The following is a 13,758-nucleotide window of genomic DNA, read 5'->3' on the forward strand; positions in this document are numbered from 1 at the left end:
CACGCAGCGCGCAATTCTCAGGACGCGTCGTCACAAGGATCCGAATCCGAGGTATGGATCGGCGACGAAGAGGGCAGTATCAACGTGCGTTGAGGGCAGCGCCTTGTCGCAGGAGTGGAACAACGAGGGTGAACACGGGTTTCAGAACCCGCACTGGACATCAGTGTGCCGGGTGGCTACACTGACCCTTTGCGCTGCCTGTTAGCTGTCCCCTGCCCGTCACCAGGGGTCTGCCCTCGCCCGAGCATCGACGACAAGACCTGTCTGACCTGGCTTTTCGGCCGGACCGACATAGCTTGTCTCTGTGTACGGGAGAGGGGCCGGTACGCGCGTAGTGAGTCCGAGCCCTCGGAAGGACCCCCTCTTGGCCGCCTCGCGCAACGCCTCGACCGCGAATACGAACAACGCCGCCAGCACTGCCCCGCTGCGCATCTCTTTTGCAAAGATCAAGGAGCCTCTCGAGGTTCCGAACCTGCTCGCGCTGCAGACCGAGAGCTTCGACTGGCTGCTCGGCAACACCGCCTGGCAGAGTCGGGTCGAGGAGGCTCTCGAGAACGGTCAGGACGTCCCCACCAAGTCCGGGCTCGAGGAGATCTTCGAGGAGATCTCCCCGATCGAGGACTTCAGCGGGTCGATGTCGCTGACCTTCCGCGACCACCGCTTCGAGCCGCCGAAGAACTCGATCGACGAGTGCAAGGAGCGCGACTTCACGTACGCGGCCCCGCTCTTCGTCACCGCCGAGTTCACGAACAACGAGACCGGCGAGATCAAGTCCCAGACGGTCTTCATGGGTGACTTCCCGCTCATGACGAACAAGGGCACCTTCGTCATCAACGGCACCGAGCGTGTCGTGGTGTCGCAGCTCGTCCGCTCGCCGGGTGTCTACTTCGACTCCTCCATCGACAAGACGTCCGACAAGGACATCTTCTCCGCCAAGATCATCCCGTCCCGGGGTGCCTGGCTGGAGATGGAGATCGACAAGCGCGACATGGTCGGTGTCCGCATCGACCGCAAGCGCAAGCAGTCCGTCACCGTCCTGCTCAAGGCGCTCGGCTGGACCACCGAGCAGATCCTCGAGGAGTTCGGCGAGTACGAGTCCATGCGCGCCACCTTGGAGAAGGACCACACCCAGGGCCAGGACGACGCGCTGCTCGACATCTACCGCAAGCTGCGCCCGGGCGAGCCCCCGACGCGTGAGGCCGCGCAGACGCTGCTCGAGAACCTCTACTTCAACCCCAAGCGCTACGACCTGGCCAAGGTCGGCCGCTACAAGGTCAACAAGAAGCTGGGCACGGACACCCCGCTGGACGCCGGGATCCTGACCGTCGAGGACATCATCGCGACGATCAAGTACCTGGTGAAGCTGCACGCCGGCGAGACCGAGACGGTCGGTGACAACGGCACCTCCGTGGTCGTCGAGACCGACGACATCGACCACTTCGGCAACCGCCGCCTGCGCAGCGTCGGCGAGCTCATCCAGAACCAGGTCCGTACGGGTCTGGCGCGTATGGAGCGTGTCGTCCGCGAGCGGATGACGACCCAGGACGTCGAGGCGATCACGCCGCAGACCCTGATCAACATCCGGCCGGTCGTCGCCTCCATCAAGGAGTTCTTCGGCACCAGCCAGCTGTCCCAGTTCATGGACCAGAACAACCCGCTGTCGGGTCTGACGCACAAGCGGCGTCTGTCCGCGCTCGGCCCGGGTGGTCTGTCCCGTGAGCGGGCCGGCTTCGAGGTCCGTGACGTGCACCCCTCGCACTACGGCCGCATGTGCCCGATCGAGACCCCTGAAGGCCCGAACATCGGTCTGATCGGCTCGCTCGCCACCTACGGCCGCGTGAACGCGTTCGGTTTTGTCGAGACCCCGTACCGCAAGGTGTTCGAGGGCCAGGTCACCGACCAGGTCGACTACCTCACGGCCGACGAGGAGGACCGCTTCGTCATCGCGCAGGCCAACGCGCCGCTGACGGACGAGCTCCGCTTCGCCGAGGCCCGCGTGCTGGTCCGCCGTAAGGGCGGCGAGGTCGACTACGTCGGTGGCGAGGACGTGGACTACATGGACGTCTCGCCGCGCCAGATGGTGTCGGTCGCGACCGCCATGATCCCCTTCCTGGAGCACGACGACGCCAACCGTGCCCTCATGGGCGCGAACATGATGCGCCAGGCCGTTCCGCTGATCCAGGCGGAGTCCCCGCTCGTCGGCACCGGCATGGAGTACCGCTCCGCGGTCGACGCCGGCGACGTGGTCAAGGCCGAGAAGGCCGGTGTGGTCCAGGAGGTCTCCGCGGACTACATCACCACCGCCAACGACGACGGCACGTACATCACGTACCGCCTGGCCAAGTTCGCCCGTTCCAACCAGGGCACCTCGGTCAACCAGAAGGTCATCGTCGCCGAGGGCGACCGGATCATCGAGGGCCAGGTCCTGGCCGACGGTCCGGCCACCCAGCGGGGCGAGATGGCGCTGGGCAAGAACCTGCTCGTGGCGTTCATGCCGTGGGAGGGTCACAACTACGAGGACGCGATCATCCTGTCGCAGCGCCTCGTGCAGGACGACGTCCTCTCCTCGATCCACATCGAGGAGCACGAGGTCGACGCCCGTGACACCAAGCTCGGCCCCGAGGAGATCACCCGGGACATCCCGAACGTCTCCGAGGAGGTCCTCGCCGACCTCGACGAGCGCGGCATCATCCGCATCGGTGCCGAGGTCATCGCCGGTGACATCCTCGTCGGCAAGGTCACGCCCAAGGGTGAGACCGAGCTGACGCCGGAGGAGCGCCTGCTGCGCGCGATCTTCGGTGAGAAGGCCCGTGAGGTCCGTGACACCTCGCTGAAGGTGCCGCACGGCGAGACCGGCAAGGTCATCGGTGTGCGCGTCTTCGACCGCGAGGAGGGCGACGAGCTTCCCCCCGGTGTGAACCAGCTGGTGCGCGTCTACGTCGCGCAGAAGCGCAAGATCACCGACGGTGACAAGCTCGCCGGCCGCCACGGCAACAAGGGCGTCATCTCCAAGATCCTGCCGATCGAGGACATGCCGTTCCTGGAGGACGGCACCCCGGTCGACATCATCCTCAACCCGCTGGGTGTCCCGTCCCGAATGAACCCGGGACAGGTCCTGGAGATCCACCTCGGCTGGCTCGCCAGCCAGGGCTGGGACGTCTCCGGCCTGGCGGACGACTGGGCGCAGCGCCTGCAGGCCATCGACGCCGACCAGGTCCCGCCGCGGACCAACGTCGCGACGCCGGTCTTCGACGGTGCGCGCGAGGACGAGCTGGCCGGTCTGCTGGAGCACACCATCCCGAACCGCGACGGCGAGCGCATGGTGCTCCCGTCCGGCAAGGCGCGGCTGTTCGACGGCCGCTCCGGTGAGCCGTTCCCGGAGCCGATCTCGGTCGGCTACATGTACATCCTCAAGCTGCACCACCTGGTCGACGACAAGCTGCACGCCCGTTCGACCGGTCCGTACTCGATGATCACCCAGCAGCCGCTGGGTGGTAAGGCCCAGTTCGGTGGCCAGCGCTTCGGTGAGATGGAGGTGTGGGCGCTGGAGGCTTACGGCGCCGCGTACGCCCTCCAGGAGCTGCTGACCATCAAGTCCGACGACGTCACCGGCCGCGTGAAGGTCTACGAGGCCATCGTCAAGGGCGAGAACATCCCCGAGCCCGGCATCCCCGAGTCCTTCAAGGTGCTCATCAAGGAGATGCAGTCCCTGTGCCTCAACGTGGAGGTGCTGTCCTCGGACGGCATGTCCATCGAGATGCGCGACACCGACGAGGACGTCTTCCGCGCTGCGGAGGAGCTTGGCATCGACCTGTCCCGGCGTGAGCCGAGCAGCGTCGAAGAGGTCTGACGGGAGTTCGGCGGCCTTCGTCATGAAGGCCGCCGGCCCCAGGACCCCCGTATCAGACCCCATGACTTACAACCCTGAGAGGGATTGACGCATAGTGCTCGACGTCAACTTCTTCGACGAGCTCCGGATCGGTCTGGCCACCGCTGACGACATCCGTCAGTGGAGCCACGGCGAGGTCAAGAAGCCCGAGACGATCAACTACCGCACGCTCAAGCCCGAAAAGGACGGACTCTTCTGCGAGAAGATCTTCGGTCCGACCCGGGACTGGGAGTGCTACTGCGGCAAGTACAAGCGTGTCCGCTTCAAGGGCATCATCTGTGAGCGCTGTGGCGTCGAGGTCACGCGCGCCAAGGTGCGCCGTGAGCGGATGGGCCACATCGAGCTCGCCGCGCCCGTCACGCACATCTGGTACTTCAAGGGCGTTCCGTCGCGGCTGGGTTACCTGCTCGACCTCGCCCCGAAGGACCTGGAGAAGGTCATCTACTTCGCGGCGTACATGATCACGTACGTCGACGAGGAGCGCCGCACCCGCGACCTGCCCTCGCTGGAGGCCCACGTCTCCGTCGAGCGCCAGCAGATCGAGCAGCGCCGCGACGCCGACCTGGAGGCCCGGGCCAAGAAGCTCGAGACCGACTTGGCCGAGCTGGAGGCCGAGGGCGCCAAGGCCGACGTGCGCCGCAAGGTGCGCGAGGGTGCCGAGCGTGAGATGAAGCAGCTGCGCGACCGTGCGCAGCGCGAGATCGACCGGCTCGACGAGGTGTGGAACCGCTTCAAGAACCTCAAGGTCCAGGACCTGGAGGGCGACGAGCTGCTCTACCGCGAGCTGCGTGACCGCTTCGGCACGTACTTCGACGGCTCGATGGGTGCCGCGGCGCTGCAGAAGCGCCTGGAGTCCTTCGACCTCGACGAGGAGGCCGAGCGCCTCCGCGAGATCATCCGGACCGGCAAGGGCCAGAAGAAGACCCGTGCGCTCAAGCGCCTGAAGGTCGTCTCCGCGTTCCTGCAGACGTCCAACAGCCCCAAGGGCATGGTGCTGGACTGCGTGCCGGTCATCCCGCCGGACCTGCGTCCGATGGTGCAGCTGGACGGTGGCCGCTTCGCGACCTCCGACCTGAACGACCTGTACCGCCGTGTGATCAACCGGAACAACCGACTGAAGCGGCTTCTCGACCTCGGCGCGCCCGAGATCATCGTGAACAACGAGAAGCGCATGCTCCAGGAGGCCGTCGACGCGCTGTTCGACAACGGCCGTCGCGGTCGCCCGGTCACCGGTCCCGGTAACCGCCCGCTGAAGTCCCTCAGCGACATGCTGAAGGGTAAGCAGGGTCGCTTCCGTCAGAACCTGCTCGGTAAGCGTGTGGACTACTCCGCGCGTTCCGTGATCGTCGTCGGTCCGCAGCTGAAGCTGCACCAGTGCGGTCTGCCGAAGGCGATGGCGCTGGAGCTCTTCAAGCCGTTCGTGATGAAGCGCCTGGTCGACCTGAACCACGCGCAGAACATCAAGAGCGCCAAGCGCATGGTCGAGCGCGGCCGCACGGTCGTGTACGACGTGCTGGAAGAGGTCATCGCGGAGCACCCGGTTCTGCTGAACCGTGCGCCCACGCTGCACCGCCTCGGCATCCAGGCCTTCGAGCCGCAGCTGGTCGAGGGCAAGGCCATCCAGATCCACCCGCTCGTCTGCACCGCGTTCAACGCGGACTTCGACGGTGACCAGATGGCCGTCCACCTGCCGCTGTCCGCGGAGGCGCAGGCCGAGGCCCGCATCCTGATGCTGTCCTCGAACAACATCCTCAAGCCCGCCGACGGCCGCCCGGTGACGATGCCGACCCAGGACATGGTCCTCGGTCTGTTCTTCCTCACCACCGACGGCGAGATGCGCGAGCTCAAGGGCGAGGGCCGTTCCTTCGCCTCGGTCGCCGAGGCGATCATGGCCTTCGACGCGGGCGAGCTGTCGCTCCAGTCGAGGATCGACGTCCGCTTCCCGGTCGGCACCATCCCGCCGCGTGGCTGGACCCCGCCGGCGCGCGAGGAGGGCGAGCCGGAGTGGCAGCAGGGTGACAGCTTCCGGCTGAACACCACCCTGGGCCGTGCGCTCTTCAACGAGCTGCTGCCCGAGGACTACCCGTTCGTCGACTACGAGGTCGGCAAGAAGCAGCTCTCCGAGATCGTCAACGACCTCGCCGAGCGCTACCCGAAGGTCATCGTGGCGGCGACGCTCGACAACCTGAAGGCGGCCGGCTTCTTCTGGGCGACCCGTTCCGGCGTCACCGTGGCCATCTCCGACGTCGTCGTTCCCGAGGCGAAGAAGGAGATCGTCAAGGGTTACGAGGCGCAGGACGAGAAGGTCCAGAAGCAGTACGAGCGCGGTCTGATCACCAAGGACGAGCGCACGCAGGAGCTCATCGCGATCTGGACCAAGGCGACCAACGAGGTCGCCGAGGCGATGAACGACAACTTCCCGAAGACCAACCCGATCTTCATGATGGTGAACTCGGGTGCACGAGGCAACATGATGCAGATGCGTCAGATCGCCGGTATGCGTGGTCTGGTGTCGAACGCGAAGAACGAGACGATCCCGCGTCCCATCAAGGCGTCCTTCCGTGAGGGCCTGTCCGTGCTGGAGTACTTCATCTCCACGCACGGTGCCCGTAAGGGTCTGGCGGACACCGCTCTGCGTACCGCCGACTCGGGTTACCTCACCCGTCGTCTGGTCGACGTCTCCCAGGACGTCATCATTCGCGAGGAGGACTGCGGCACCGAGCGCGGTCTGCGTCTGCAGATCGCGAGCCGGAACGCCGAGGGCACGCTGCTCAAGGCGGAGGACGTCGAGACGTCCGTGTACGCGCGCTGCCTCGCCGAGGACATCGTGGTCGACGGCAAGGTGCTCGCCCCGGCCGGTACCGACCTCGGCGACGTGCTCATCGACGAGCTGGTCCGCCACGGCGTCGAGGAGGTCAAGACCCGCTCGGTCCTGACCTGCGAGTCCGCCGTCGGCACCTGCGCGATGTGCTACGGCCGTTCGCTGGCCACCGGCAAGCTGGTCGACATCGGTGAGGCGGTCGGCATCATCGCCGCCCAGTCCATCGGTGAGCCCGGTACCCAGCTGACGATGCGTACCTTCCACACCGGTGGTGTGGCCGGTGACGACATCACCCAGGGTCTGCCGCGTGTCGTCGAGCTCTTCGAGGCCCGTACCCCGAAGGGTGTCGCCCCGATCTCCGAGGCCTCCGGCCGCGTGCGGATCGAGGAGACCGAGAAGACCAAGAAGCTGGTCATCACGCCGGACGACGGCAGCGACGAGACGGCGTTCCCGATCTCGAAGCGCGCCCGACTCCTGGTCAGCGAGGGCGAGCACGTCGAGGTGGGCCAGAAGCTCACCGTGGGTGCCACCAACCCGCACGACGTGCTGCGCATCCTGGGCCAGCGTGCCGTCCAGGTCCACCTGGTCGGCGAGGTCCAGAAGGTCTACAACTCGCAGGGTGTGTCGATCCACGACAAGCACATCGAGATCATCATCCGGCAGATGCTGCGCCGTGTGACGATCATCGAGTCCGGCGACGCCGAGCTGCTGCCCGGCGAGCTGGTCGAGCGCTCGAAGTTCGAGACCGAGAACCGTCGTGTGGTCCAGGAGGGCGGTCACCCGGCCTCGGGTCGTCCGCAGCTGATGGGTATCACCAAGGCCTCGCTGGCGACGGAATCCTGGCTGTCGGCCGCCTCCTTCCAGGAGACGACCCGAGTCCTGACGGACGCGGCGATCAACGCCAAGTCCGACAGCCTCATCGGCCTCAAGGAGAACGTCATCATCGGTAAGCTCATCCCGGCCGGTACGGGTCTGTCCCGCTACCGCAACATCCGGGTCGAGCCGACCGAGGAGGCCAAGGCCGCGATGTACTCGGCCGTCGGCTACGACGACATCGACTACTCGCCGTTCGGCACGGGCTCCGGCCAGGCCGTGCCGCTGGAGGACTACGACTACGGTCCGTACAACCAGTAAGGCGTACGTCTGAAGCACTGAAGGGCGGTCACCTCTCGGGGTGGTCGCCCTTCGGCGTGTCCGCGGGGACGCGCCGGTGCCAGGAGGGCCGCCAGGGCGCATCATGGAGGGACTCCGGCGTACGGGGAGGTGCCTTACGTGTCCCAGCCGCCCTATCCCTCCTGGCAGCCCTGGCAGCCCTGGCAGGGCCCCGGTGGCCCGTCGATGCTCGCCTCGCATGCCGACCGTGAGCGGGCCGTGGACGTGCTCAGAGCCGGGTACGGCGAGGGGCGGATGGAGCACGACGAGTTCGAGAAGCGGGTGGCGCGGGCGTATGCGGCGCGGACCGTGGGGGAGCTGGCGGTGCTCGTCGCCGATCTGCCTCAGGGGCCTGTGCCGCAGTCTGCCGGCGTCGTGCCCGTGCCGCGGACGTTCCTGCCCGTGCCGCGGCCGCAGACGAACGGGAAGGCGGTGGCGGCCGGCGTGTGCGGGCTGCTGTGTGTGCCGACCATGGGGCTGACCGGGATTCCGGCCGTGGTGCTGGGGCACGTGGCGCGGGCCGAGATCCGCAGCCGGGGAGAGCTGGGGGACGGGCTCGCGCTGACCGGTCTCGTACTCGGGTGGTTGTCCACGGTGGGCTGGGCACTCGTCCTGGTGTTGCTGACGGTGGTGTCCATCGCGGCCGGGTGACGATCCGGCAGCAAGAAAGATGCTCAAATCGGACAGCCGTCATCGAATTGAAGATCGACAACGGCCGGGGCTCTTGACATGTCCCGCATGGCGATGCGGGCGGCACCCATTTGTTTTGACCGCAGCGAATGCGATAGGTACGCTCAGACCTTGTGCCTGGGGTGTGCCCTGGCTCTCGTGCGTGCCATCAACCGCACAGCGAGCTGACACCGGCCACCGTAATCCGCGCTTATTTCTGCCTGGCGGCGGGAGTCCGCGGGATTCGACACACCCGACCGCGTGGGTCGGCGACGTTCCAGGTTAGCTTCACCATCGGCACACAGAAACCGGAGAAGTAGTGCCTACGATCCAGCAGCTGGTCCGCAAGGGCCGGCAGGACAAGGTCGAGAAGAACAAGACGCCCGCACTCGAGGGTTCCCCTCAGCGTCGTGGCGTCTGCACGCGTGTGTTCACGACCACCCCGAAGAAGCCGAACTCGGCCCTGCGTAAGGTCGCGCGTGTGCGTCTGACCAGCGGGATCGAGGTCACCGCTTACATTCCGGGTGAGGGACACAACCTGCAGGAGCACTCCATCGTGCTCGTGCGCGGCGGCCGTGTGAAGGACCTGCCGGGTGTTCGCTACAAGATCATCCGCGGCTCGCTCGACACCCAGGGTGTCAAGAACCGCAAGCAGGCCCGCAGCCGCTACGGCGCCAAGAAGGAGAAGTAAGAATGCCTCGTAAGGGCCCCGCCCCGAAGCGCCCGGTCATCATCGACCCGGTCTACGGTTCTCCTCTGGTGACCTCCCTGATCAACAAGGTGCTGCTGAACGGCAAGCGCTCCACCGCCGAGCGCATCGTCTACGGCGCCATGGAGGGCCTGCGCGAGAAGACCGGCAACGACCCGGTCATCACGCTGAAGCGCGCTCTCGAAAACATCAAGCCGACCCTCGAGGTCAAGTCCCGCCGTGTCGGTGGTGCCACCTACCAGGTCCCGGTCGAGGTCAAGCCCGGCCGTGCCAACACGCTGGCGCTGCGCTGGCTGGTCGGTTACTCCCGCGCCCGTCGTGAGAAGACCATGACCGAGCGTCTGCTCAACGAGCTCCTCGACGCCAGCAACGGCCTGGGTGCCGCTGTGAAGAAGCGCGAGGACACGCACAAGATGGCCGAGTCCAACAAGGCCTTCGCGCACTACCGCTGGTAGTCGCAGACCCCATCGAGACCGAGAGAAGACTGAAGCCTTATGGCTACCACTTCGCTTGACCTGGCCAGGGTCCGCAACATCGGGATCATGGCCCACATCGACGCGGGCAAGACGACCACCACCGAGCGGATCCTGTTCTACACCGGCGTTTCGTACAAGATCGGTGAGGTCCACGACGGCGCTGCCACCATGGACTGGATGGAGCAGGAGCAGGAGCGTGGCATCACGATCACGTCTGCTGCGACCACCTGTCACTGGCCGCTCGAGGACAACGACTACACCATCAACATCATCGACACCCCGGGGCACGTCGACTTCACCGTCGAGGTGGAGCGCTCCCTGCGTGTGCTCGACGGTGCCGTGACGGTGTTCGACGGTGTCGCCGGTGTCGAGCCGCAGTCCGAGACGGTGTGGCGTCAGGCCGACCGTTACGGCGTGCCGCGTATCTGCTTCGTCAACAAGCTGGACCGTACCGGCGCCGAATTCCACCGCTGCGTGGACATGATCTCGGACCGCCTGGGCGCGCAGCCGCTGGTCATGCAGCTGCCGATCGGTGCGGAGGCGGACTTCAAGGGCGTCATCGACCTCGTGACGATGAAGGCCCTGGTCTGGTCGGCCGAGGCGACCAAGGGCGAGATGTACGACACCGTCGACATCCCGGACACCCACGCCGAGGCTGCCGAGGAGTACCGCGGCAAGCTGCTCGAGGCCGTCGCCGAGAACGACGAAGAGCTGATGGAGCTGTACCTGGAGGGCACCGAGCCCACCGTGGAGCAGCTCTACGCCGCGATCCGTCGCATCACCATCGCGTCCGGCAAGGGCGGCGGCACCACCGTCACCCCCGTGTTCTGCGGCACCGCGTTCAAGAACAAGGGCGTTCAGCCCCTGCTCGACGCGGTCGTGCGCTACCTGCCCACCCCGCTCGACGTCGAGGCCATCGAGGGCCACGACGTCAAGGACCCCGAGCAGGTCATCGCGCGCAAGCCGTCGGACGACGAGCCCCTCGCCGCGCTCGCGTTCAAGATCATGAGCGACCCGCACCTCGGCAAGCTCACCTTCGTCCGCGTGTACTCCGGCCGTCTTCACTCCGGCACCCAGGTGCTGAACTCCGTGAAGGGCAAGAAGGAGCGCATCGGCAAGATCTACCGCATGCACGCGAACAAGCGTGAGGAGATCGAGTCGGTGGGCGCCGGCGACATCGTCGCCGTCATGGGCCTGAAGCAGACCACCACCGGTGAGACGCTGTCCGACGACAAGAGCCCGGTCATCCTGGAGTCCATGGACTTCCCGGCGCCGGTCATCCAGGTCGCCATCGAGCCCAAGTCGAAGGGCGACCAGGAGAAGCTCGGCGTCGCGATCCAGCGCCTGGCCGAGGAGGACCCGTCCTTCCAGGTCCACTCGGACGAGGAGACCGGCCAGACCATCATCGGCGGCATGGGCGAGCTGCACCTCGAGGTGCTGGTCGACCGTATGCGCCGTGAGTTCAAGGTCGAGGCCAACGTCGGCAAGCCGCAGGTCGCGTACCGCGAGACCATTCGCAAGGCCGTCGAGAAGGTCGAGTTCACCCACAAGAAGCAGACGGGTGGTACCGGCCAGTTCGCCCGCGTCATCATCGCGGTCGAGCCGATCGAGGGTGGCGACGCCAGCTACGAGTTCATCAACAAGGTGACCGGTGGCCGTGTGCCGAAGGAGTACATTCCTTCGGTGGACGCCGGTGCGCAGGAGGCCATGCAGTTCGGCATCCTCGCCGGTTACGAGATGACCGGTGTCCGCGTGACGCTGCTCGACGGTGCCTACCACGAGGTCGACTCCTCCGAGCTCGCGTTCAAGATCGCCGGCTCGCAGGCCTTCAAGGAGGCCGCGCGCAAGGCCAGCCCCGTGCTGCTCGAGCCGATGATGGCCGTCGAGGTCACCACGCCCGAGGACTACATGGGTGAGGTCATCGGCGACATCAACTCCCGCCGTGGTCAGATCCAGGCCATGGAGGAGCGGGCCGGTGCCCGCGTCGTGAAGGGCCTCGTGCCCCTTTCGGAGATGTTCGGCTACGTCGGCGACCTGCGCAGCAAGACGTCCGGCCGTGCCAGCTACTCCATGCAGTTCGACTCCTACGCCGAGGTTCCCCGGAACGTCGCCGAGGAGATCATCGCGAAGGCCAAGGGCGAGTAACGCACCGCGTCTACACGCCGTAGGCTTGACTCCGGAGCCTTGAGGGGCATTCCGCCGCAATCATGGTGAGAATGCCCCGGGGCCCGGGCTTTCCAGCAAAGATCACCTGGCGCCGATGAGTAAGGCGTACCAGAACCACTCCACAGGAGGACCCCAGTGGCGAAGGCGAAGTTCGAGCGGACTAAGCCGCACGTCAACATCGGCACCATCGGTCACATCGACCACGGTAAGACGACCCTCACGGCCGCCATTACCAAGGTGCTGCACGACGCGTACCCGGACCTGAACGAGGCCTCGGCCTTCGACCAGATCGACAAGGCTCCTGAGGAGCGCCAGCGCGGTATCACCATCTCCATCGCGCACGTCGAGTACCAGACCGAGACGCGTCACTACGCCCACGTCGACTGCCCCGGTCACGCGGACTACATCAAGAACATGATCACGGGTGCGGCGCAGATGGACGGCGCCATCCTCGTGGTCGCCGCCACCGACGGCCCGATGCCGCAGACCAAGGAGCACGTGCTCCTGGCCCGCCAGGTCGGCGTCCCGTACATCGTCGTCGCCCTGAACAAGGCCGACATGGTGGACGACGAGGAGATCCTGGAGCTCGTCGAGCTCGAGGTCCGTGAGCTCCTCTCCGAGTACGAGTTCCCGGGCGACGACGTTCCCGTCGTCAAGGTCTCCGCTCTGAAGGCCCTCGAGGGCGACAAGGAGTGGGGCAACTCCGTCCTCGAGCTCATGAACGCCGTCGACACCGCGATTCCGGAGCCGGAGCGCGACGTCGACAAGCCGTTCCTCATGCCGATCGAGGACGTCTTCACGATCACCGGTCGCGGTACGGTCGTCACCGGCCGTATCGAGCGTGGTGTCCTGAAGGTCAACGAGACCGTCGACATCATCGGCATCAAGACCGAGAAGACCACCACCACGGTCACCGGTATCGAGATGTTCCGGAAGCTCCTCGACGAGGGCCAGGCCGGTGAGAACGTCGGTCTGCTCCTCCGTGGCATCAAGCGCGAGGACGTCGAGCGCGGCCAGGTCATCATCAAGCCGGGCTCGGTCACCCCGCACACCGAGTTCGAGGCGCAGGCCTACATCCTGTCCAAGGACGAGGGTGGCCGCCACACGCCGTTCTTCAACAACTACCGCCCGCAGTTCTACTTCCGTACGACGGACGTGACCGGCGTGGTGACCCTCCCCGAGGGCACCGAGATGGTCATGCCGGGTGACAACACCGAGATGAAGGTGGAGCTCATCCAGCCCGTCGCCATGGAGGAGGGCCTGAAGTTCGCCATCCGTGAGGGTGGTCGGACCGTGGGCGCCGGCCAGGTCACCAAGATCAACAAGTGAGTCTTCGGACTGGCTTGAGGGTCGACTGACCTGAGTGGCTCGAAGGGGCCCGTACGACTTCGGTCGTGCGGGCCCTTTTGCTGTGTCCGATGCCCGTCCTACGACGGCTGGGGAGCCGTCCGGGACGGGCCGAGGGCGAGGAGAACCAGGACCGTCACCCGCACGATGACGCCGCCGAGCAGGGCGGCGAGGAAGCCGTCGACGTGGAGGCCGTACTCCATGTCGGAGCCGAGCCAGGACACGAGCAGCCAGATCAGGGTGTCCTGAGCGATGCCGACCACGCCCAGGAGCAGCAGGAGGATCGGGGGAGCCGTCCTGATGTCGTTCGGGTAGCTGTAGATCAGCTGGTTCACGATGAGGAAGACCGCGCCGGCGAGGACCACCTCCCACGGGGGTGAGTCGAGGATCGTGCTGATGCCCGGGAGGAGCACGGTGGCCAGTGTGACCCCGAGAAAGGTGCCGAGTACGCGTCTTCGCTTGTCCATGGGGCGAGATCATGACTTAGGGCATGTCTGGGGACAAGGTCCTGGCGTGTGCAGGTTCCGGC

Annotated in this window: 8 protein-coding genes; 7 read left to right on the top strand and 1 reads right to left on the bottom strand. The window is 66.2% G+C overall.

Annotation, left to right across the window (positions count from 1 at the left end; genetic code table 11):
• Positions 1-364 precede the first annotated feature (364 nt).
• The 7 genes from rpoB (at position 365) to tuf (ending at position 13,211) form a co-directional block, all read left to right on the top strand.
• The gene (gene rpoB, locus PV963_RS27490; RefSeq protein ID WP_274818426.1) at positions 365-3,850 is read left to right on the top strand and encodes a DNA-directed RNA polymerase subunit beta; all 3,486 of its coding nucleotides are present in this window, start codon (positions 365-367) and stop codon (positions 3,848-3,850) included.
• Positions 3,851-3,944: 94 nt separating this feature from the next.
• Positions 3,945-7,844 carry a DNA-directed RNA polymerase subunit beta' gene (locus tag PV963_RS27495; RefSeq protein WP_274818428.1) on the top strand — a complete coding sequence of 1,300 codons (3,900 nt, stop codon included), beginning with the start codon at positions 3,945-3,947 and terminating at the stop codon, positions 7,842-7,844.
• A 138-nt stretch (positions 7,845-7,982) separates the two neighbouring features.
• Positions 7,983-8,513, top strand: coding sequence for a DUF1707 and DUF4190 domain-containing protein (locus PV963_RS27500; RefSeq protein WP_274818430.1), 531 nt, complete (start codon positions 7,983-7,985; stop codon positions 8,511-8,513).
• Between the two features lie 337 nt (positions 8,514-8,850).
• On the top strand, positions 8,851-9,222 hold the full coding sequence (gene rpsL / locus PV963_RS27505) for a 30S ribosomal protein S12 (protein ID WP_003948652.1): 372 nt from the start codon (positions 8,851-8,853) through the stop codon (positions 9,220-9,222).
• 2 nt (positions 9,223-9,224) lie between these two features.
• Positions 9,225-9,695 carry a 30S ribosomal protein S7 gene (gene rpsG / locus PV963_RS27510; protein WP_003998848.1) on the top strand — a complete coding sequence of 157 codons (471 nt, stop codon included), beginning with the start codon at positions 9,225-9,227 and terminating at the stop codon, positions 9,693-9,695.
• 39 nt (positions 9,696-9,734) lie between these two features.
• Positions 9,735-11,861, top strand: coding sequence for an elongation factor G (gene fusA, locus PV963_RS27515; protein WP_274818433.1), 2,127 nt, complete (start codon positions 9,735-9,737; stop codon positions 11,859-11,861).
• A gap of 156 nt (positions 11,862-12,017) precedes the next feature.
• Entirely contained in the window at positions 12,018-13,211 is a 1,194-nt protein-coding gene (gene tuf, locus PV963_RS27520) for an elongation factor Tu (protein ID WP_033308978.1), read from the top strand.
• Positions 13,212-13,309: 98 nt separating this feature from the next.
• On the opposite strand, the gene PV963_RS27525 is transcribed toward tuf, so the two are convergent.
• A complete protein-coding gene (locus PV963_RS27525; protein ID WP_274818436.1) occupies positions 13,310-13,696 on the bottom strand; it encodes a phage holin family protein in 387 nt (128 codons plus the stop codon).
• Between the last annotated feature and the right edge of the window lie 62 nt (positions 13,697-13,758).

The sequence above is a fragment of the Streptomyces coeruleorubidus genome, assembly GCF_028885415.1.
GTDB lineage: Bacteria > Actinomycetota > Actinomycetes > Streptomycetales > Streptomycetaceae > Streptomyces > Streptomyces coeruleorubidus_A.